We start from the raw sequence: 21,918 nt of genomic DNA, 5'->3' as shown, positions 1-21,918 counted from the left end.
GCGGGGGCGCGGGGGCGGACGGGGAGGACGCGGGCTCCGGCCGGGCCTCGGGCGGAACGTTCCGGGTCGCCGTCCTGGCCCTGCCGCTGCCGCTGATCGCGCTCGGGAGCCTGGTGGCCGCGTACGGGCTGCGCAGCGGTTACGGGGTGGACGGCTGGACGTACGCGCGCACGTGGACCAGTTTCGTCGTGCCGTTCCTGCTCGCGCTCTGCGGCTACGGGGCCTGGCTGGGCTACCGCCTGGGGCGCGGCCTGGCCGCCCCGCCGGTCGACGGGGAGGAGGACGGGGCCGGGCGCGCGGCGCCGCCGCCCGGGGTCCGCGCCTCCCGGCTGGCGGCCCTGGTGGCGACCGGGGCGGTGGCGGTGGCGAGCACGGCGGCCCTGGTGCCCGCGGTGCGGACGCTGACGACGCAGACGGTGGCGCGCAGTCTGGCCTGGGACCGGCAGGACGCCCGGATCCGGGCGGAGGTGGCGGCCGGTCGGAGCGAGGTCGGGTACCGGCCGCTGCACATCGGCAGCCTCGCCGAACCGTTCTTCACGAAGGTGTACGAGAAGGACTGGGCCGCGCGGTGTACGGCGGAGTACTACGGCGTGGACCGGATCACCCGATCCTGATCGAACAGCTCTGCGATGGGTGACATTGCGTAACGGATAGTGAACCCCAGGTAGTTTGAGGAGGAGTGGACGCACGACAAGTGAATCGAGGTGCACGTGCCTGACGTCTCCGTGATCGTCATCGCCTACAACGACGCAGAGCGTCTGCCGACGGCCGTCCGGTCGGTGCTGGAGCAGACCCTGCACGGCGTCGAGGTCGTCATCGTCGACGACTGCAGCAAGGACGACACCTTCACGGTCGCCCAGGCTCTCGCCGCCGAGAGCCCGGACCGGGTCCGGGCCTTCCAGCTGCCGCAGAACAGCGGCGGCTGCGGAGCCCCTCGCAACCACGGCATCCGGCAGGCCACCGGCACGTACGTCATGTTCCTCGACAGCGACGACGTGCTGGAGCGCAACGCCTGCCGCAACATGCTCGACGCCGCCGAGAGCACCGGTTCCGACCTGGTCTCCGGCCTCTGCGTCCGCGTCCACCTCGACAGTCGGCGCAAGAAGACCACCGAGTGGTACCCCTGGCTGTACGCCCGGACCCGGACGATCGAGTCGATCACCGAGCTGTCCGACCTGCTGGTCTTCGACACCCTGTCGACGAACAAGTGCTACCGGCGCGCCTTCCTCCTCGAGCAGGGCCTGGAGTTCCCGGTCGGCATCCACTACGAGGACCTGCTCTTCTCGGCCCAGGCCTACGTCGCCGCGCGCCGGATCACGCTCATCCCCAACCACGTCTACTACTGGAACGTGCAGGAGAGCGCCGCCGCCAAGTCGATCAGCAACAGGCGCCACGAGATCGCCAACTTCGTGCACCGCATGGAGATCCACCGACGGGTGGACGCCCTCCTGGAGAGCAGGGGGTACGACGAGCTCAAGTACCGCAAGGACATCAAGTTCCTCAAGCACGACCTCGTGCTGCACCTGCGCGACCTGCACCTGCTCGGCGACGACTACCGGCGCGAGTTCGCCGCGCTGGCCAACGGCTACCTCGCCGAGATCGACCCCCGGGCGTACGAGGAGGTGCAGCGCATGCACGCGATCTGCGCGTACCTCCTGAGCAAGGAGGACTGGGCCAACCTCCTCCCGGCCACCGACGCGCTCACCAACCCGGGCCGGCTCACCGCCCCGCTCGCCGAGCGGGACGGCCAGGTCTACTGGTGCGCCGAGCACCTGGACACCGAGCAGGGGCGCCAGATCCTGGACGTCTCCTCCTCCCGCTACGACTCCAAGCCGCTGACCGCGCTCGCCCTGGGCAACCGGCTGACCTCCTATTCCAGTACGGCCGGGATCGTCCGTCTCGCCGGGCGCGTGGTCAACCCGCTGGGCCGGATCCGCCCGGAGGCGGAACTCGGCGCCGTCCTCGAGTTCGCCGCCCGGCGCAGCGTCGGCGGCCGGACGGCCCGCATCCCCATCACGACGCTCCGGCACGCCGGCGCCTGGATCGAGTGGGAGGGCGAGGCGGACATCGCCCGCGCGGTCCGCCCGCTCGGCGTCATCGACGCCGTCTGGGACGTCCGGCTGATCCTCACCGTCGACGGGCAGACCCTCCGGACCCGGGTGTCCGCCGGCGGCACGCCCGTCGACGAGGCCGGCAGCCTCCGGATCCGCCCCCGGCTCACCACCCTGGTCTCCGACCGCTTCATGCCCCAGGTCACCCGGAAGGGCAACCTGTCCTACGTCCTCACCGCCGAGGGCAGGGCCGCCGTGCACACCACGGCGATGATCGAGGGCGCCATGCACGGCCGCGCCGCCCGGCTCGCGAAGACCGGCCTGCGCCGCCTGCTCCGGGCGAGGAAGGAACTGAACTCGGGCGAGACCAAGCTGCGGGTCTACCACGAGGTGTACAGCCGGCTGCCGATCCGCAAGGGCCTAGTGGTCTTCGAGAGCCACCTCGGCAAGCAGTACAGCGACAGCCCGCGGGCGGTGTACGAGGAGATGCGGCGCCAGGGCGTCTCCTTCGGCGCCGTCTGGTCGTACGCGGGCGGCACGCCGACCGGCTTCCCCGAGGACGCCACCCTGGTGAGGCGCTGGAGCTGGGCGTATCTGCGGGCGCTGGCCCAGGCCGAGTTCTGGATCGACAACCAGGGCTTCCCGCTGCGGCTCGCCAAGCGTCCGGGGACCACGTACATCCAGACCTGGCACGGCACCGCCCTCAAGCGGATGGGCTTCGACGAGCCCCACACCAAGTCCCGCGGCCTCGCCGCGCAGACCTCCTTCCAGCAGGCGCTGGACCGCTTCGACCACTTCCTGATCCGCGGCGAGCACGACCGGCGCACCCTCGCGCGGGCCTTCCGGCTCCGCGACGAGGTGCTGCTGCCCGTCGGCTACCCGCGCAACGACGTCCTCGTGGAGGCGCGGCGCGCGGAGGAGCGGACCGGCCGCCGGGAGCGCGGGCCGCTCGCCGCCGAGCTGGGCATCGATCCGGAGAAGCAGGTCCTGCTGTACGCGCCGACGTTCCGCGCGGCGCCGGGCGGCAAGGTCCGCGCCTTCGAGGCCCCCTTCGACATCGAGGAGTTCGCGGACCGCTTCGGCGACACCCACACCCTGCTGATCAGGACGCACTACCTGAACAGCGTGTCGCTGCCGGCGTCGGTGCGCGGGCGGGTCGTCGACGTGTCCCGCCTCCACGACGTGACCCCGCTGCTCGCCCTCGCGGACGGGCTGATCACCGACTACTCCTCCGTGATGTTCGACTACGGGCTGCTGGACCGGCCGATGGTCTTCTTCGCGTACGACTACGACGAGTACGCCGAGGAGAACCGGGGCACCTACTTCGACCTGAAGGAGCACGCCCCCGGTCCGGTCGTGGCCACCGAGGAGGAGCTCTTCGGGGTGATCGCCAACCTGCCGGACGAGGCCGACGCCAAGTACGCGGCGGCCCGGCAGCGGTTCAACGCGGACTTCAGCGAGTACGACCGGGGCGACGCGGCCCGCCGGATCGTCAGCACGTTCTTCACCGGGAGCGGGAAGTGACCCACCAGACCCATGAGATCCGCGAGATGCACGGGATGCGCGAGATCCCTGAGATCCCCGAGGGGCCCGCGGGCGGCGGCCGTGATCTCTTCATCGTGTCCAACAGCGTGGACGAGATGGGTGGGGTCACGACCTGGACGCACCAGATGGCCCGGGCGTTCACCGACCGGGGCCACCGGGTGCACGTCATCGGCATCCGGCCGGCCCCCGCAGGGCGCGAGCACGAGTTCCCCGAGCCCCTGCCGTACCCCACGACCACCCTGTACGACGCGCACCCGCCGCAGCTGCGCTCGCTGCGCGGCCTGCGGGGCAGGCTGAACGCCGCCGAGCGCCGGCGGCACGCGCTCCGGGCCGCCGGGATGCGGGAGCGGGCCGAGCGGATGACGGCCCTGTTCGCCGCCGCCCGCCCCGGTGCCGTGGTGATCGTGACCCAGGTCTGGGCGATGGAGTGGGTGGCCCTCGCCGACACCAAGGGCCTCGTCGTCATCGGCATGAGCCACGAGTCGTACGCCGCGAGCGCGGCCGCCTCCCGGCTCGCCCGGGTCAAGCGCCACTACCGGGACGTCGACCGGCTGCTCGTCCTCACCCCCGGCGACGCGGACCGCTGGATCCGGGCGGGCATGGACAACGTCGGCCACATGCCCAACGCCCTGCCCTTCATGCCCGCGGAGCCGGTGCGCCGCACCGCGAAGGCCGTCGTCTCCGTCGGCCGCCTCTCGCACGAGAAGGGCGTGGACATACTGCTCGACAGCTGGGCCGAGGTCGCGCACCGCCACCCCGACTGGACGCTGCGGATCTACGGCGCCGGGGACGAGGAGCAGTCGCTGCGGCGGCGCACCACCGAGCTGGGGCTCGACGGCTCCGTGGAGTGGCGGGGGCGTACCAACGACGTCCTCGGGGCCCTCGAAGGAGCCTCGGTCTTCGCCCAGGCGTCCCGCGCCGAGGGCTTTCCCATCACCCTCCTGGAGGCGATGGCGGCCGGGGTGCCCTGCGCGGTGTTCGACTGCGCGCCGGGGGTCCGCGAGATCATCCGGGACGGCGAGGACGGCCTGCTGGCCCGGCTCGGGAACACCGTGGAACTCGCCGGCCGCATCAGCACCCTGATCAGCGACGGGGAACTGCGGGACCGCATGGGCGACGCCGCCTTCGAGAACGTGAAGCGGTACTCCGCCGACCGGATCACCGATCGCTGGGAGGCGCTGTTCGCCTTCCTGGAGCGCTGAGCCCGCGCCGAAGCGCCACCGGACGGCACGGAAGGGCCCGGGAGTCGAGTCGTGACTCCCGGGCCCTTCCGTGTGGTCCTCCGGCGGTCCGTGCCGCCGGTCGGGCGCCCGTCGGGCCCCTGGTGGGTCAGACCGCGGCGCCGCGGCGGGCGACCCAGCCGTCCCAGGCCGAGGTGATCATGTCGCGCACGTCGTGGCGGGCCTTCCAGCCCAGCTCCGACGCGATGCGGTCGGCCGCGGCGACGACCCGGGCGGGGTCGCCGGGGCGGCGCGGGGTGACGAGCGGCTCGGTGGTGTGACCGGTGATCTCGTTGATCAGCCGGACCATCTCGGTGACGGAGACGCCCTCACCGCGGCCGATGTTGACCGTGAGGTCGCGCGGCTCGCCCGCCTCGGCCCACTCCGCGAGCTTCCGCGCGGCGACCAGATGCGCGTCGGCGAGGTCCTCGACGTGGATGTAGTCACGGATGCAGGTGCCGTCGGGCGTGGCGTAGTCGTCGCCGAAGATCCGCGGGGCCTCCCCCGCGTCCAGACGCTCGAAGACCATCGGGACCAGGTTGAAGACCCCGGTGTCGGCGAGCTCGGGCGTCGCCGCGCCGGCCACGTTGAAGTACCGCAGGCAGGCCGTGGAGATGCCGTGCGCCGCGCCCGCGGCACGCACCAGCCACTCGCCGGCCAGCTTGGTCTCCCCGTACGGGCTGAGCGGCAGGCACGGGGTCTCCTCGGTGACGAGGTCGACGTCCGGCATGCCGTAGACGGCGGCGGAGGACGAGAAGAGGAAGTTGCGGACGCCCGCGGCGGCGACGGCCTCCAGGAGGACCGTGAGGCCGATCACGTTCTCGCGGTAGTAGTGCAGCGGCAGCTCGACCGACTCGCCGACCTGCTTCTTCGCGGCCAGGTGGACGACCCCGGTCACCCCGTGCTCGGCGATCACGCGGTCGAGGACCTCGCGGTCGAGCGTGGAGCCGACCACCAGGGGGACGCCTTCCGGCACGCGCTCCTCGTAGCCCGTGGACAGGTCGTCGAGGACGACGACCCGCTCGCCGGCCTGCGTCATGGCACGGACGACGTGGGAGCCGATGTATCCGGCGCCACCGGTGATCAGATAAGTCACTGCCCCAAACCCCTTTCAATGAGAGCTGCGGGAGATCCTTCGGAGTTTCGCCCCGATCGCCCGGAGCCCGTCACGGACACCCGGTGCGAGCCGCACCGCCAGCGATCCGTTCGCCGTCGTGTACTGCCGCACCAGCAGTACACCGTACCGGCTGCTCGGCACGAGCGACCGACGCTGCCGCTGCGTCGGCAGCCGGAGCGCCGTCGTGACGGCGGAGCCGTCCGCACAGGTCACCGTCGCCCGGACGTCCCAGAGCTGGACGCCCCGGTTCCCCGAACGGCGGCCCTCGCGGGCCAGGCCGGTGAGCCCGGCGGGGACCCGGCCGGACCATCCGGCCGGCCCCTCGGTCAGCTCGGTCCACTCGGTACGGGCGGGCGCGTCGGCCCCCCGGGGCACGAAGTCGACCCGTGCGGTACGGGGAACGGCGACGCTCAGCCGGCCGTACAGGTCGCGGACGGTGAGCCGCAGCGAGCCGCCCATCCCCGCGCCCGCGCCGCCGGTCGTCCCGGCCCGCAGGTCGCCGTCGACGAGCAGCGGAAGCCTGTCGAGCGGCAGCGTGTCCACGCCGTCCAGCTCCACGGGGAGGTCCTCGGACCAGACGGGGACGTCGCCGCCCAGGGCGTACGGCGGCAGCAGCCGTGCGGGGTCCGCGGTGAGCCGGGACAGCCGCTCCAGGTCGCGCGGCTCCGCGGCGGCCAGCACGAACCGGGCGGCCCAGCGGGCGGGCGCGGCCGCGGCGGCGATCTCGCCCTCCCCGAAGGTGCCGAGGTAGGCCCGGGTCAGCTCCCACCACGCGGCCCGGTAGGCGGCGTCGTGCTCCCGCAGGTCGCGGGCGTACAGGCGGAGGTCGTGTTCGAGGAACTTGGTGCGGCAGGCGGCGGCGAGCTCCTTGCGGCCGGCTGCCTCGAAGGTCTCCACGGCGGTGCGGTGGGCGGCGATCCGGGCCTCCCAGTTCGCGACGGCGTCCCGGTCCAGGGAGATCGAGAGCCGGGCGCCGGCGCGGCGCACGTGCCAGATGTAGACGGTGTCGGGGACGACGGCGACCCGGGGCGCGGCGGCCAGGACGCGGGCGGTGAAGAGGAAGTCCTCGTAGACGCAGCGTCCTTCGGGGAACCGGATGCCGTGCTCGGAGAGGAACGCCCGGTCGTAGACCTTGTTGACGCAGAGCGTGTCGTGCACGAGCGGCAGGAGGTCGTCCGAGGACTCCAGAACGGCGGGCTCGCGGTAGAGCGCGGGCTGCCAGCGCACGTCGCGGCCCTCGGGCAGCTCGCGCCGGACGCAGGCGCCGACCGCGACCGGGGCGCCGTGCCGCTCGGCCGCCGCCACCAGGGTCTCGGCCGCGCCCTCGGGCAGCACGTCGTCGCTGTCGAGGAATATCACGATGGGCGCCGTGACCGCCCGGACGCCGTCGTTGCGGGGGGTGCCGCAGCCGCCGCTGTTGACCGTGCGGTGGACCACCCGCAGCCGGGGGTGGAGCGCGGCGAGTTCGTCGAGGACCCGGGCCGTCCCGTCGCTCGATCCGTCGTCGACGGCCACGACCTCGGCGACGACCGGTCCCTGGTCGAGCACGGACCGGATCGCGTCGCCGACCAGCGCCTCGTCGTTGTGCGCGATGACGACGACGCCGAGCTTTCCTGCCACCTCAGTGGACGTGATGCTGCTCACACCGAGGATGCTACGGGCCCCCGGACGGCCGAACGGCCTCTGCCGGGCCCGTCCAACAGGACGGGTGAGCAGAGGCCGTGGGGTTGACGCGGTGTCCCGCCGGAAGCCGGCGCGGAACGGTCCGGCTAGAAGGGGTCGAACTCGTCGAACGCGCGCTGGGCGTCGTCCCGCTCGGCCTCGCGGTCGCGGCGGCGCTGCGCGGCCGGACGCGGGGCTTCGAGACGGTGGTCCTCGCCGCGGCGGCCGAGCATCTCGGCGCCGGCCATCATCGTCGGCTCCCAGTCGAAGACGACCGCGTTCTCCAGGGAGCCGATCGCGACGCCGTCACCCGCGCGGGCGCCGGCCTTCATCAGCTGGTCCTCGACGCCGAGGCGGTTGAGGCGGTCGGCCAGGTATCCCACGGCCTCGTCGTTGTTGAAGTCGGTCTGGCGGACCCAGCGCTCCGGCTTCTCGCCGCGTACCCGGTAGACGTCCTCGGCCTCGTCGTAGGTGACGGTGAAGCCCGCGTCGTCGACGGCCTTCGGGCGGATGACGATTCGGGTCGCCTCCTCCTGGGGCTTCGCCGCACGCGCCTCGGCGACGATGCCGGCGAGGGCGAAGGAGAGCTCCTTGAGGCCGAGCCGCGCCACGGCGGAGGCCTCGAACACCTGGTAGCCGCGCTCCTCCAGGTCAGGGCGGATCATGTCCGCGAGGTCCTGGCCGTCGGGGATGTCGACCTTGTTGAGGACGACGATCCGTGGCCGGTCCTCGAGACCGCCGTACTGCCGCAGCTCCTCCTCGATGATGTCGAGGTCGCTGACCGGGTCGCGGTCCGATTCCAGGGTCGCGGTGTCCAGCACGTGCACCAGGACCGAGCAGCGCTCGACGTGGCGCAGGAACTCCAGGCCCAGGCCGCGGCCCTGGCTGGCGCCCGGGATCAGGCCCGGCACGTCGGCGATCGTGTAGACGGTCGAGCCGGCCGTGACGACGCCCAGGTTCGGGACGAGGGTGGTGAAGGGGTAGTCCGCGATCTTCGGCTTGGCGGCGGAGAGGACCGAGATGAGCGAGGACTTGCCGGCGCTCGGGTAGCCGACGAGCGCCACGTCGGCGACGGTCTTCAGCTCCAGGACGATGTCCCGGGCCTCGCCCGGCTCGCCGAGCAGCGCGAAGCCGGGGGCCTTGCGGCGGGCGGAGGACAGCGCCGCGTTGCCGAGGCCGCCGCGGCCGCCCTGGCCCGCGACGAAGGTGGTGCCCTGGCCGACGAGGTCGGCGAGGACGTTGCCCTCCTTGTCGAGGACGACGGTGCCGTCGGGCACGTTCAGGACGAGGTCCTGGCCGTCCTTGCCGGAGCGGTTGTCACCGGCGCCGGGCTGGCCGTTGGTCGCCTTGCGGTGCGGCGAGTGGTGGTAGTCGAGCAGCGTGGTGACCGCCTGGTCGACGACCAGGATCACATCGCCGCCACGGCCGCCGTTGCCGCCGTCGGGGCCGCCGAGCGGCTTGAACTTCTCCCGGTGAACGGAGGCGCAGCCGTGGCCTCCGTTACCCGCGGCGACATGCAGCTCGACGCGGTCCACGAAGGTGGTCATGGGTGTGCCTCCATCAGATACGTGCGGAATGTCTATCTAGTAACACGCGAAAGGCGGACCCGCTTCCCGAACGGGAAGTGAGGTCCGCCTCCGCAGTTGAACCGATCAGGCGACCGGAACGATGTTCACGACCTTGCGGCCACGGTGGGTGCCGAACTGCACCGAACCGGCCTGCAGGGCGAACAGCGTGTCGTCGCCGCCACGGCCGACGCCGGAGCCCGGGTGGAAGTGCGTGCCACGCTGGCGGATCAGGATCTCACCGGCGCTGACGACCTGACCGCCGAAGCGCTTCACGCCGAGCCGCTGGGCATTCGAGTCGCGCCCGTTCCGGGTGGACGATGCGCCCTTCTTGTGTGCCATGTCTCAGTCCCTCTTACTTCGCAGCCGCGGGGATACCGGTGACCTTGATCGCCGTGTACTGCTGGCGGTGACCCTGGCGACGGCGGTAGCCGGTCTTGTTCTTGTAGCGCAGGATGTCGATCTTGGCGCCCTTGTGGTGGTCCACGACCTCGGCCGTGACCTTGATGCCGTCCAGGACCCACGGGTCGCTGGTCACGGCGTCGCCGTCGACAACGAGCAGGGTCGAGAGCTCGACCGTGTCGCCAACCTTGGCAGTGGAAATCTTGTCAACCTCAACGATGTCGCCGACAGCAACCTTGTGCTGGCGACCACCGCTGCGCACGATGGCGTACACGCGGATCTCTCTCTCACTCGGGATCGAAACCTCTGAAGCCAGCCGCTCACACGGGCCCGGGGGCCCGCGGCGTTCCGGAATCGGACGAGCGGCCTCTCCCGACGAGCGGGAGGGAGGTGCTCAGAGGCGCGGCGCGTCGATAGACACGCCGACGGTCTAGGTTACGGGCGGCTGCCTCGGAGGGTCAAATTCGCCCGTTCGGTACGGGCCGCCGCCCCGGCGTGCGGAGCGGCGGCCCGTACCCACCGGTCAGTCCTGGGCCGGGGCGGCGGTCTTCTCGGCCGCCTTCTTGGCCGTGGCCTTCTTGGTGGTGGTCTTCTTCGCCGCGGTCTTCTTGGTCGCCGCCGTCTTCTTGGTGGCGGCCTTCTTGGCCGTGGTGGCCTTCTTCGCCGCGGTCTTGCGCGCCGCCGTCTTCTTGGCGGGGGCGGGCTCGGCCTCGGCGTCGGTCGCCTCGGCGGGGGCCTCGGCCGGGGTCGCGGTCACCACGACGACGGCCGCGTCCTCGGCGCCCGACGGCGAACCGGCGGGAGCGGTGGCCTTGCGGACCACCCGGCGGCGGGCCCGCGGCGGGGCGGCCACGGGGGCCTCCTCGGCGACGGGCTCGGCGACCGGCTCGGCGGCCTCGGCGACCGGCGCCACGACGGGCTCCGGCTCCGGCGCGGCCTCGGCGACCGGCTCGACGACGGTCGGCCCGGCGGCCGGCTCCGTGGTCGAGACGACCGGGGAGGTCACCCGGCGGGTGGCCCGGCGACGGGCGCGCGGGGCCGGGGCGGCGGTCTCCTCGACCACCGGCTCGGCGGCGGCCTCGGCGACCGGCTCCACGGCCGGCTCCGGCTCCGCCACGGGCTCCGGCTTCGGCTCGGCCTTCGGCTTCGCCTCGTACTCGACGGCCTCGGTCTCCACGACCGGCCGCGCGGCGGCCGGCGCGGACACCCGGCGGGTCGCCCGGCGACGGCCGCGGCCGCGCGTCGCGGCGGCCTCCGCCTCGGCGACGGAGCCGTACAGCTCCTCGTCCGCGGCGATCGGCTCGGGCAGGGCCACCGGGGCGGCCAGCTCCGCGGCGACCTCGGCCTCGGTCTCGGTCTCGGCGGTCTCGCCGCCGGTCTCCGGGGCCTCGGTGTGCTCGTGCTCGTGGACGTGCTCGGCGCCGCCGCGGCCGCGCTTCTTCGAGCGCTTGCCGCCGCCCCCGCCACCGGCGGTGGTCGGCTGCTCCATGTGCACGATGACACCGCGGCCGTTGCAGTGGACGCAGGTCTCGGAGAAGGACTCCAGCAGGCCCTGGCCGACCCGCTTGCGGGTCATCTGCACCAGGCCGAGCGAGGTGACCTCGGCCACCTGGTGCTTGGTCCGGTCCCGGCCCAGGCACTCCAGGAGGCGGCGCAGCACCAGGTCGCGGTTGGACTCCAGGACCATGTCGATGAAGTCGATGACGACGATGCCGCCGAGGTCGCGCAGCCGCAGCTGACGCACGATCTCCTCGGCCGCTTCGAGGTTGTTCCTCGTCACGGTCTCTTCGAGGTTGCCGCCCTGGCCGGTGAACTTGCCGGTGTTGACGTCGACGACGATCATCGCCTCGGTCTTGTCGATCACCAGCGAGCCGCCGCTCGGCAGCCAGACCTTGCGGTCGAGCGCCTTCATGAGCTGCTCGTCGATCCGGTACGTCGCGAAGACGTCGACCTCGCTCGTCCACTTGGACAGGCGGTCGGTCAGGTCCGGGGCGACGTGGTGGACGTAGCCGTGGATGGTCTCCCACGCGTCGTCGCCGCTGACGATGACCTTGGAGAAGTCCTCGTTGAAGATGTCGCGGACGACCCGGACGGTCATGTCCGGCTCGCCGTAGAGCAGGGTCGGGGCGTTGCCGCTCTTCGCCTTCTTCTGGATGTCCTCCCACTGCGCCTGCAGACGCTCGACGTCGCGGCGCAGCTCGTCCTCGCTCGCGCCCTCGGCGGCGGTGCGCACGATGACGCCCGCGTCCTCGGGGACGATCTTCTTGAGGATGGTCTTGAGGCGGGCGCGCTCGGTGTCCGGGAGCTTGCGGCTGATGCCGGTCATCGAGCCCTCGGGGACGTACACGAGGTAGCGGCCGGGCAGCGAGACCTGGCTGGTCAGGCGGGCGCCCTTGTGGCCGATCGGGTCCTTGGTGACCTGGACGAGGACGGACTGGCCGGACTTGAGGGCGGACTCGATGCGGCGCGGGCCATGGCCCATGCCGAGCGCCTCGAAGTTGACCTCGCCGGCGTACAGGACGGCGTTGCGGCCCTTGCCGATGTCGACGAAGGCGGCCTCCATCGACGGCAGGACGTTCTGGACCTTGCCCAGGTAGACGTTGCCGACGTACGAGGTGGCCTGCTCCTTGTTGACGTAGTGCTCGACGAGCACGTTGTCTTCCAGGACGCCGATCTGGGTGCGCTCGCCGCTCTGGCGGACGACCATGACGCGCTCGACGGCCTCGCGGCGGGCCAGGAACTCGGCCTCGGTGATGATCGGGACGCGGCGGCGGCCCTGCTCGCGGCCCTCGCGGCGGCGCTGCTTCTTGGCCTCCAGACGGGTCGAGCCCTTGATGGACTGGACCTCGTCGACGCCGGTGCCGGGCTCGGCCTTCTCGCGGGCCGGGCGGGGCTCGCGGACCTTGACGACCGTGCGGACGCCCTCCTCCTCGGCGCCCTCGGCGTCGGCGGAGGCGTCCCCGCTGCGACGGCGGCGGCGACGGCGACGGCGGGAGCTGCTGGAGCCGCCGCCGAAGGCCTCGGCCTCCTCGTCCTCGCCGTCCTCGGCGTCGTCAGCGCTCTCGGCGGCCTGGGCGTCGCCCTCGTCCTCCGCGTGCGGCTCGTCGCCGTCCTCGGAGTCGGCGAGCTCACCGCGGCGACGGCGACGGCCGCCACGGCGGCGGCGCCGGGACGGGCGGTCCTCGTACTCGTCGTTCTCCTCGGCCTCGTCCGCCTCCTCGACCTCGTCGGCGGCGGCCTCGACCTCGGGCTCGTCGGCGACGGTGGCCGGGACGGGCTCGACGGCGACGGGCTCACCGCGGCGGCGGCGGCGACGGCGGGAGCCCTCGGGACGCTCGGCGGGCTCGGGGGTCTCCTCGGCCTCGGTGTCGGCCGTGGCCTCGACGAGCTCGGTCTCCTCGACCGTCTCCTCGTCCTCCGGCTCGACCGGGGCGGCAGCGGCGGCCGCGGCGGCGGTCTCCGGGGTCTGGAACATCGGCTCGGTGAAGACCGGGGCCTGGAAGACGGCGACCGAGGGACGCGCGGCACGGCGCGACTCGCGGGCCGGGGCGGCCTCGGAGGTGAACTGCGGGGAGGTCGCGCGGCGGCGGCCGCGGCCACGGGTGGCGGCGGTCTCGGCCGCGGCGACCTCGGCCTCGTCGGCGGTGATCTGCGCGACGGCGGCCGTCGGGAGGGTCTCGCCGGTGGCGGCGGCCTCGGGGGCCGTCTCGGGCGAGGTGGTCTGGCGGGTGGCGCGGCGGCGGGTGCGCGGCGCGGGCGCGGCGGTCTCCTCCACGGCCGGAGCGGCCTCGGCGGCCGGGGCCGGCGCGGCGACTTCGGCGGCGGGCGCGGCCACAGGCTCCTCCGCGGCGGCCGGGGAGGTCACCGGCGAGGTGGCCTTACGGGTGGCGCGACGGCGCGGACGGGCCGGGGCGGCCTCGGGGGCCTCCTCTGCGGCGGCCGGCTCGGCCTGCGCGACCGGGGCGGTCTCCTCGGGGGCCTCGGCGGCGGCCGGGGAGGTCACCGGCGAGGTGGCCTTACGGGTGGCACGGCGGCGCGGACGGGCCGGCCGCCGCAGAGGAGGCCTCCTCGGCGGGCGCGGGTGCGGCGGCCTCGGCGGCGGGGGTCTCCACGACGGGCTCGGAGGTCTGCGCGGCGGGTGCCGCGGTCTCGGCGGCCGGTGCGGCGGTCTTGCGGGTGGCCCGGCGGCGGGTGCGGGGCGCGGGTGCGGCCTCGGCCGGGGCGGCCTCGGCGGGTGCGCTCTCGGCGGCCGCGGGTGCCGCGGTCTCGGTGGCCGGGGCGCTCTCGGCGGCCTCGGCGGTGGTGCCCGTCACCGGCGGACCGGCGGGGCGGGAGGCTGCGCGGCGCCTGCGGCGGGGCGGCAGCTTGTCACCGGGGGCGTTGGTGTCTTCGTTGGACTCGAGCATGCGGGGTTCTCCCGTCACGCTCCCGGGCGCCGCGTCTTGGTCCGGTCCGGTGGCACGGCCGCGCCTGGGGCGCGGTGCCGCCGTCCGGGGCGCGGGCGCCGCACGGGAGCTCTGTGTCTGGCTCGCCGGTTCCGTCCGCACGGTGCGGACGGCCTGGCGAAAGTCTTCTGGTCAGTGCGCTGCCCGACCCAGGTGGCTCCCGAGTACCAGGGCGGCGCTACGACGACCGCTCCCTACGCGGTGCCGGTACCCGGCGCCGTCGCTGAGGCGGTCGCGGCGGCCGTGGTAGATGCGGCCTTGACTGCCTCGCGGTCGGGCGCGAGCGGGTCGGTCACCGTGCCGGACTCCTCGTCGAAGAGCCCCTGCGCCAGCCTGGTCACCGCTGCGGGGACCGGCGGCGCCAGGTCGGCCACAGCTCGGAGACCGGACAGGACGTCGTCGGGTCGCACGGCAGGTGTCACGTGCCGAACAACCAGCCGCAGTATCGCACAGGCGCTGTCCAGCGGCCTATCACCCTGGGGATCGCCCTGGGGAGCGGCTGCCGTCAGCTCGGTGACCGCGGAGCGCGCGTCGAAGGTGCGGACGCCGTTCTTGGTCTTGCGCTGTACTTCCACGGTCTCGGCCGCGAGAAACGCCTCGGCGGCCTTCTCGGCCTCCTCGACGGTGACGCCTTCGAGGCGCAGCACCCACACGGAGGCGGTGAGCCGGTCGGCGAGGCCCGAGGTGCGGGCCTCGACGGCGTCGGTGATGTCGAGGCCGGCCGGGAGGGACTCGTCGAGCAGGGCCCGCAGGGTCTCCGGGTCGCGCGTCGCGGTGAGCGCGATCTCCAGGTACTCGGCCTCGGAGCCCGTTCCCGTGGGGGCGGCGTTGGCGTACGACACCTTGGGGTGCGGGGTGAAGCCGGCCGAGTACGCCATGGGCACCTCGGCACGGCGCAGCGCGCGCTCGAAGGCGCGCTGGAAGTCACGGTGGCTGGTGAACCGGAGGCGGCCGCGCTTGGTGTAGCGCAGTCGGATGCGCTGCACCGCCGGTGCGGGCGGCGGGCCTTCGGGCTGTCGCTTGCCCAGTGGTTCTTCTCCTCGGTGCGGGGCGGGCGCGGGGGGCGCGCCGCCCTCGAATGTACGGGGGCTCTCTCGGGGGCAGCCGGCTCGTCGCCCCTTTACGGGGAGATCTCGGACTCGGCCGCCGCGCCGGGAACGGTCTGTCGTGATGCAGCACCTCCCAGGTTACGCGCCCGACCCGGGAGACCGGGCACGGGCTCGGGCTCCCGGGGCCCGCCGAAGAGCGCGCGCCGGGCGTCGATGCGGGCGGCGGACACGATGGCGCGGGCGGCGGCGAGGGCGGCGGACACCGCCCGCGCGGCCTCGGCGGCGGCCTTCCGCGCGGGGCGCCAGAGGGCGTCGCGGACGAGGTGTACGACCGGGGTGCAGACGCCGCGGTAGAACCAGGCCGCGGGTCGGCCGATCAGGTGGTGGGCGAGCAGCCGCAGGACGCGGCCGACGGCGCGGGAGACGTGTCCGGCGACGCGCCAGGCGACCGCGTGCGCGTCGACGAGTTCGCGGCCGACGGCGGCGAGGAACCGGCCGAGAGGGGTGAGGACGGCGCGGTACAGGAAGACGGCGGGGGTGAGGAGGAGGACGCGCAGCAGCCGTCCGATGCCCCGGGCGAGGAGCAGGAGACCCCGGTCGAGCAGGACGAACGCCGTCCCGAGCACCTTCCCGGCGCCCCTGGCGAGCCGGGCGAGGCCGTGGCCGACCGGGGTGAGGACCCAGCGGTACGTTCGCGGCCGCGACGGGCACGGCCACGTAACGCCACAGGGCGACCCGGGGCAGGACGAGCACCGCACGCAGCAGTGCTCCGGCGCCGCGGCCGAGCGGGGTGAGCAGCCGGGCAGCCCTCGGGCTCCGTCGGCCGGGCTGGTTTCTCCGGTTGCGTGTGCGGGGAGACGCGGGCGGGTCACCTGTGGTTTCGTCCGGGTCCATCCGGGGTTCGCCCGCGGCGGCGCGGCCCGGGCGCCCCCGGTAACCGGACGGACGGGCACCGCCTGTGGGGGCTGGCCCCGTAGCCTGAGTCCGTACGCCCGTCCCGCATACCCCGACACGCTGAGGCTTGGTATGAAAATATCCTTTCTTCTGGTCGATCGCTGCCACATCGGAGGCGTGGTCAGCGCGATCCACAACCTGGCCAAGGCACTCGCGGACCACCACGAGGTCGAGCTCGTCTCCCTGCGCCGCAACCGCGACCAGGCGTTCTTCCCCCTCGACCCCCGGGTGAAGACCCTCGCGCTCAGCGACATGCGGAAGCACTCGCACACGTACGACGGCGACGACCCGATGATCGAGGCGTTCCCGCACATCTACCCCAACGAGCCCACGGACAAGAAGCCGTGGATCAGCCGCCTGGCGGAGCGGCGCCTGATGGAGTACCTGGCCACCACCGACGCCGACGTCGTGGTCAGCAACAACCCCAAGATCACCATCATGCTGGCGTACGCGGACCGCGACTTCCTCAAGGTCGCCATGGAGCACTCGCGCCCCGCCCAGTACGGCCCGCACATCCGGGACGCCCTCTTCCGGGACGCGTACCCGAAGATGGACGCCATCACCGCGCCCACGCCGGACGAGTGCGGCACGATCTCCCGGGTCGTCCCCGGGGTGAGCCACCTGCTCTCCCCCATGCCCAACTGCATCCCGGCCCACGAGGGCCAGATGTCCACCGGCGACAACAAGATCGTCGTCACCGCGGGCCTGCTCAAGCCGCACAAGGGCTTCGACGACCTCATCGAGGCCTTCTCCTCCGTGGCACCGCGCCACCCGGACTGGAGCCTGCGGATCTACGGATCCGGCCCCGAGCACGGCAAGCTGCGCAAGAAGATCAACGACTCGGGCAGCAACAACCAGGTCTTCCTGATGGGCCCGGCCACCCCGGTCACCCCGGAGTTCGCCAAGGCCTCCGTCTTCGTCCTCCCCTCGCGTCTCGAGGCCTTCGGCAACGTCACCGTCGAGGCGATGGCGGCCGGACTGCCCGTGGTCGCGTACGACGCCCCGCACGGCCCGCGCAACATCATCACGCAGGGCGAGGACGGCTACGTCGTCCCGCTCGGCGACAAGAAGGCGCTCGCCGAGCACATCGAGAAGCTGATCTCCGACGAGGACCTGCGCCGGAAGATGGCGGCCGCCGCCGTGGCCAACGTGGTCCGCTTCCAGGAGGCCGCGACCGTCGCCCGCTTCGAGCAGCTCGTCGAGACCATGCGCGCCCGCCGGGCCGTCCCCCGCACGGCCGCCGCCGTGGTCACCCCGCAGGGCGACGTCCGGGTGCGGGTCGAGGGACTGCCCGCGGGCAGCGACGCCGAGCTGGTCTGCAAGGACATCCGCAAGAAGGCCGACGAGGTCGTCCTCCCCTTCATCGGCGGCGAGGCCCTGATCGGCTCCGTCGGCAAGCTCGTCGAGGGCGACTGGGAACTGGCCGTCCGCGCCGCCGGCTTCGACCTGCCGCTGCGCTCGGCCGGCTGCGACACCCTCCACATGCTGGCGCTGCAGAAGCCCCGCACCGAGGGCCCCGCCCTGTCCCTGCTGCTGCCGCACGACCACACGGACGGCACCCTGCGGGTGCAGAGCCGGGTGCGCGCCCAGCACGTCGAGGTCGCCGCGCTGAACGTGGGCGCCACCGAGATCGTCGTCGACGCCGCCGCCTGGGGCGTCGAGCCCGGCAAGGGCAGCGTGATCGAGGCCGTCCACCGCAAGCAGGCCGACAAGAACTTCAGCGTCCCGGTGAAGGCCGGCGCCGACGGCCGCTTCACGGCCTCCCTGGACAACGCCGCCGCGGCCCGCCTGCACGAGCCCGGCGGGGAGGACATCTGGGACCTCTGGCTGCTGCCGGACCGCGACGCGGCCCGGATCCGCGTCTGCAAGCTGGCCACGGACGTGCTCACCCCGATGGCCGTCTTCACCTACCCGTACCCGGTGGTGAACGGTTCCGGCGCCCCGGTCGCGGCCCCGCAGCCCAAGGCGAAGAGCGGCTGGCGCGGCCGCCTGTCCGCGTCCGTCCCCGCGGCCGTCACCGGCGTGAAGCACGAGCTCCGCCCGTACTTCTCCAGCAACGGCCAGCTCTCGCTGAAGATCATCGACAAGAAGTGACCGGCGCGCGGTAGCCGGGCCCGGTCCGCACGACGGAGCACCCGGCCCGCACGACGGAGCCCCGGCCCGCAGGGAGACCTGCGGACCGGGGCTCTTCCGTTCTGTCCGGGTGTGCCCGGGGGGGCTGCCCGGGGGCACCGCCTAGAGCGGCGCGCCCTCTTCGGCGATCCGGAACATCAGGTCGGCGAGACGGGCGGAGGCGTGGCCGTCGTCCAGGTCGCAGAACTGGTGGTGGAACTCGTCGTACTTCTCCTGGTACTCGGCCGCCACCTCGTCGATCCCGCGGATCGCCTTGATCAGGTCGTCGGAGTTGTCGACCAGCGGACCCGGCGCGTCGTTCTCGAAGTCGAAGTAGAACCCGCGGAGCTTGTCGCGGTAGTGCTCCAGGTCGTACGTGAAGAACAGCATCGGACGACGCAGGTGGGCGTAGTCGAACATGACCGAGGAGTAGTCCGTGATCATGATGTCGGCGGCCACGTAGAGGTCCGCGATGTCCGGGTACTCGGAGACGTCGTAGACGAAGCCGTTCCCGGCACCGGGGATGCTGTCCACGATGTTGGAGTGGCGCCGGATGAGGAAGACGTGGTCGTCTCCGAGGCGGCGGCGGGCGTCCTCCAGGTCGACCCGCAGGTCGAACTTGAACTGGCCGCGGCTGTGCGACAGGTCGTCGCGCCAGGTCGGCGCGTACAGCACGACCTTCTTGCCCTCGGGCAGCCCCAGCTTCTCCCGCACCTCACGGGCCCGCTCGTCGCGGTCGTCGGCGTAGAGGTAGTCGTTGCGCGGGTAGCCCGTCTCGGCGATCAGCCCGTCGTAGCCCATGGCGCGCTTCAGGATGGGGGTGCTGAAACGGTTCGACGAGACGAGGATGTTCCAGTTCGCCGCCTCCTGGACCAGCCGCTCGTGGTAGTTCGGGTCGAACTTCGGCGCGTCGATGTCCAGGCCGATCTTCTTCAGCATCGTGCCGTGCCAGGCCTGCACGATCACCTGGCCCTCGCGCCGCTTGATCCAGTGCGGGAGGTGCGCGTTGGTGACGATGTAGCGCGAGCGCGCCAGCGCCTCGTACCAGTCGCGGCCCTGGAACTTGACGGCCTTGACGGTGTCGGGCAGCTCGACCTGGCCGTCCCGTACCAGCCACAGGTGCTCGACGTCCGCACCCCGGCGCAGCAGCTCCTCGTGGACGGCGCGCGGGCTGTCCGAGTACTGCTTGCCGTTGTAGCTGATGTACAGCACCGAGTCGCGCAGCGGCAGCTCGCGGCCGGCCTCGTAGACCTCCTGGCGCAGCTGGTACTGGCGGTTCGCGCCCTTCTCCATGGCCGTGAGGTCGGTCATGCAGTTGAGCTGCGGGTGGTCCTGCCAGTGGACCTCCAGCTGGTACTCGCGGCCGTTGTACGCGCTCTCCAGCGGGAACTGGGCCGCGGCGAGGCGGTCCACGACCAGCGGGATCGACGGCTCGTCGCCCGCACCGTCCAGGCGGAACACCCAGCGGCCGGCCTTCAGCGGCAGCCTGCCGTGGGAGCCCGACATCGTGGCGGGGCGGAAGGAGGCCTCGAAGCCGCCGTCCGGGAGGGCGGTCAGCGGGACCGTCTTCTCGTCGAAGCGGTTCTTGGCGCTGACCACCAGGTGGTGGCCCGACAGGTCGACGGCGGCGGTGCCGCGGATCGTGAACGTGCCCTCGGACTCCGAGATGCCGGTGATCTTGGCGCGCAGCGGGCGGCCGGAGAACTTCAGGTAGCCGTTGGCGCCGGAGAGGACGGCGACCTCGTTCAGCGAGGCGTCCTCGCCGAACGACTCGGGCAACCGGATCTGGAGGTCCTCCAGGCCGTCCCGGACGACGACCCGGACCTTCCGCGGCTCCTCCTGCGAGGGCACGGCGATCTGGATCTGGGTGCTCCAGTTGCGGCGCATCAGCTTCGCCGGGTCGGCGCCGCCGGCGGCGCGGGCCTCGGCGGTGTCCAGGTGCTCCGGCAGCAGGGCGATGTCGCGCAGCGGCACGCGGACCCGCAGCGGCGTGCGGCCGCCGGCGGCCAGCAGGGTCTCGACGGGGTACTCGAGCTCCTCGCCGCTGTTCTGGTTGCTGACCCGGAGGGTGATCTCGGTGCCCGGTACGACGGTCTCGCGGAGGTCGGCCTCCAGCAGGATGGTGTCACCGTCCTGCTCGAAGCCGGTGATCAGGACGGGGACCTTCTCGATGCGCAGCTTGAGGGCCGCGCGCCGCATCTCCGGGACCATCCGGTAGTTCTCGTCGAGCCACTGGTAGGGCGGGTAGGTGAGCCGGTCGGAGCCGTACGAGTGCACCGAGCGGGAGCGCACCAGACCGCCGGACAGCACGCGCATGCCGACGTGCCAGAGGCCTTCCTGCCAGCCGTCGCCCTTGCGGAAGCGGGCCGGGTCGATGACCGTCTCCCAGCCGGCCCAGTCGAAGCTGTGACCGCGCCCCTTGTGGCCGGAGCCGGTGGTGGCCTCGGGGTTGAAGACGTTGCCCAGGGGCAGCAGCATGCGGCGCTGGGTGCCGTCCTTCTTCAGCTGGAGCAGCTTCACGACGCTGCGCTTGCCGGTCTGGTCGACGTGGTCGATCCAGGCGTGGCCGGCCAGCCGCAGCTTGCCGTCCTCCCAGGACAGCTCCTTCAGCGGGGAGCGCAGCTGGAGGTCCCGGTCGACGCGCAGGACCTTCTTGGGCACCAGGTCCCCGTGGGACTCCAGCGAGGGGTACTTGGCGTACTTGCGGATGACGCCGCCGAGCTCGACGGGCTCGCCGAGCCGCTCCGCCTCGATGAACTCCAGGATCTCGGCCATCGCGTGCTTGCGGACGAGCAGCCACTTGACGCGCAGCGCGGTGGGCAGCCGGTCGAGGGTCTTGAGGTCGACCTGGTCGAGGTACTTGTTGGCCACGCGCAGGAACTCGGTGCGGTACTCCTCGTCGCCGTCGGGCAGCACGTTGAGGAAGATGCGCAGGTCGCCGGTGAGCACGGTGTGGTCGTACTCACGCTTCAGCGAGTCGGCGACGGGCTCCTTCTGCTCGGCGAAGAAGCGGCTGACGGACTCCACGGCGGACGCGCGGTCGCGGGCGGCCTTGGGCTCGTTGCGGCGCTGGGTGATCGAGGGGCTGGCCTCGCCCTCGCGCAGCCGCCAGTAGTACGTGGCCTGGCTGATGATGTCGACGGACTCGGCGAGGTACTGGGCCGGCACGATGACCGGGGTGTCCTCGTACAGCACGCCCTCGGGGAAGCGGAACGCGTGGCGCTCCCAGAAGTCGCGCCGGAAGATCTTGTTGCAGGCGATCCGGTCCGTGAGGAGCTGGCGCTTCTTGCTGACGTGCGTGCGCTTGACCGCGCCCCGGGAGAGGAACCGGTGCATCGGGGACTGCCACACCTTGGTCGAGTTGATGTGCTCGACGTTGCCGGTGGCGAAGGAGGAGCCGGTCTCCTCCAGGCTGCTGATCATCATCCGGTAGGCGTCCGGCGGGATCATGTCGTCGCTGTCGACGAACGCCAGGAACTCGCTCTCCGGGGCAAGGCTGTCGAGGCCGGTGTTGCGGGCGGCACCGAGTCCGGCGTTCTCCTTGCGTATGAGCCGGAAGCGGGAGTCCTTGGCCGCGAACTCCGCGGCTATCGCGTGGGACTCGTCCGTGGAGCCGTCGTCGATCATGAGGACTTCCAGGTCCTGGAAGGTCTGCACGGCCAACGAGTTGAGGCAGGCGGGCAGGTACTGCGCCACGTTGTAGATCGGGACGATGACGCTGAGCCGGGGTGCCATGTAGTTCTGCGTTCCTTTCCGTTTCAGACCCGCTCGACGAACGCGAGGCCTGAGGGATGAC

At 72.6% G+C, this 21,918-nt stretch carries 11 protein-coding genes and 2 pseudogenes; 4 read left to right on the top strand and 9 right to left on the bottom strand.

Translation table 11 applies throughout. From position 1 onward, the window contains the following. The 3 genes and pseudogenes from EAO70_RS38015 to EAO70_RS19310 form a co-directional block, all read left to right on the top strand. Nucleotides 1-614, top strand: a pseudogene (locus EAO70_RS38015) (hypothetical protein); the annotation flags it as partial. Nucleotides 615-704: 90 nt separating this feature from the next. Then, the gene (locus EAO70_RS19315; protein WP_148004141.1) at nucleotides 705-3,575 is read left to right on the top strand and encodes a bifunctional glycosyltransferase family 2 protein/CDP-glycerol:glycerophosphate glycerophosphotransferase; all 2,871 of its coding nucleotides are present in this window, start codon (nucleotides 705-707) and stop codon (nucleotides 3,573-3,575) included. A gap of 35 nt (nucleotides 3,576-3,610) precedes the next feature. Then, nucleotides 3,611-4,798 (top strand): glycosyltransferase, encoded by a 1,188-nt coding sequence (locus EAO70_RS19310; protein ID WP_148005240.1) that lies wholly within the window; start codon nucleotides 3,611-3,613, stop codon nucleotides 4,796-4,798. A 127-nt stretch (nucleotides 4,799-4,925) separates the two neighbouring features. On the opposite strand, the gene galE is transcribed toward EAO70_RS19310, so the two are convergent. From galE to EAO70_RS19270, 8 genes and pseudogenes are all read right to left on the bottom strand, one after another. After that, the gene (gene galE, locus EAO70_RS19305) at nucleotides 4,926-5,912 is read right to left on the bottom strand and encodes a UDP-glucose 4-epimerase GalE (protein WP_148004140.1); all 987 of its coding nucleotides are present in this window, start codon (nucleotides 5,910-5,912) and stop codon (nucleotides 4,926-4,928) included. A 15-nt stretch (nucleotides 5,913-5,927) separates the two neighbouring features. Then, on the bottom strand, nucleotides 5,928-7,577 hold the full coding sequence (locus tag EAO70_RS19300) for a glycosyltransferase family 2 protein (protein WP_261992948.1): 1,650 nt from the start codon (nucleotides 7,575-7,577) through the stop codon (nucleotides 5,928-5,930). A gap of 125 nt (nucleotides 7,578-7,702) precedes the next feature. Beyond that, entirely contained in the window at nucleotides 7,703-9,142 is a 1,440-nt protein-coding gene (gene obgE, locus EAO70_RS19295; RefSeq protein WP_148004139.1) for a GTPase ObgE, read from the bottom strand. Between the two features lie 105 nt (nucleotides 9,143-9,247). After that, nucleotides 9,248-9,502, bottom strand: coding sequence for a 50S ribosomal protein L27 (gene rpmA / locus EAO70_RS19290; protein WP_073914109.1), 255 nt, complete (start codon nucleotides 9,500-9,502; stop codon nucleotides 9,248-9,250). A gap of 13 nt (nucleotides 9,503-9,515) precedes the next feature. Continuing rightward, nucleotides 9,516-9,836 (bottom strand): 50S ribosomal protein L21, encoded by a 321-nt coding sequence (gene rplU / locus EAO70_RS19285; protein WP_018487143.1) that lies wholly within the window; start codon nucleotides 9,834-9,836, stop codon nucleotides 9,516-9,518. A gap of 249 nt (nucleotides 9,837-10,085) precedes the next feature. Further along, a pseudogene (locus EAO70_RS19280) lies at nucleotides 10,086-13,968 on the bottom strand (Rne/Rng family ribonuclease). Nucleotides 13,969-14,201: 233 nt separating this feature from the next. Then, the gene (locus tag EAO70_RS19275) at nucleotides 14,202-14,993 is read right to left on the bottom strand and encodes a TIGR03936 family radical SAM-associated protein (RefSeq protein WP_148004138.1); all 792 of its coding nucleotides are present in this window, start codon (nucleotides 14,991-14,993) and stop codon (nucleotides 14,202-14,204) included. A gap of 134 nt (nucleotides 14,994-15,127) precedes the next feature. Then, a complete protein-coding gene (locus tag EAO70_RS19270) occupies nucleotides 15,128-15,682 on the bottom strand; it encodes a hypothetical protein (protein ID WP_148004137.1) in 555 nt (184 codons plus the stop codon). 445 nt (nucleotides 15,683-16,127) lie between these two features. On the opposite strand from EAO70_RS19270, the gene EAO70_RS19265 reads away from it, so the two are divergent. Continuing rightward, the gene (locus EAO70_RS19265) at nucleotides 16,128-18,104 is read left to right on the top strand and encodes a glycosyltransferase (protein ID WP_261992947.1); all 1,977 of its coding nucleotides are present in this window, start codon (nucleotides 16,128-16,130) and stop codon (nucleotides 18,102-18,104) included. A 141-nt stretch (nucleotides 18,105-18,245) separates the two neighbouring features. On the opposite strand, the gene EAO70_RS19260 is transcribed toward EAO70_RS19265, so the two are convergent. Then, nucleotides 18,246-21,857, bottom strand: coding sequence for a bifunctional glycosyltransferase/CDP-glycerol:glycerophosphate glycerophosphotransferase (locus EAO70_RS19260; RefSeq protein ID WP_148004135.1), 3,612 nt, complete (start codon nucleotides 21,855-21,857; stop codon nucleotides 18,246-18,248). Between the last annotated feature and the right edge of the window lie 61 nt (nucleotides 21,858-21,918).

The sequence above is a fragment of the Streptomyces sp. adm13(2018) genome (assembly GCF_008042145.1).
Taxonomy (GTDB): domain Bacteria; phylum Actinomycetota; class Actinomycetes; order Streptomycetales; family Streptomycetaceae; genus Streptomyces.
The sequence above is the reverse complement of the archived record's forward strand: the minus strand, read 5'-3'. Positions and strand labels throughout refer to the sequence as shown.

Excerpts from the sequence above, each read along its gene's own strand:
- obgE (WP_148004139.1), bottom strand. The coding sequence starts at position 9,142 with ATGACCACCTTCGTGGACCGCGTCGAGCTGCATGTCGCCGCGGGTAAC.
- EAO70_RS19310 (WP_148005240.1), top strand. The coding sequence starts at position 3,611 with ATGCGCGAGATCCCTGAGATCCCCGAGGGGCCCGCGGGCGGCGGCCGT.
- rpmA (WP_073914109.1), bottom strand. The coding sequence starts at position 9,502 with ATGGCACACAAGAAGGGCGCATCGTCCACCCGGAACGGGCGCGACTCG.
- EAO70_RS19260 (WP_148004135.1), bottom strand. The coding sequence starts at position 21,857 with ATGGCACCCCGGCTCAGCGTCATCGTCCCGATCTACAACGTGGCGCAG.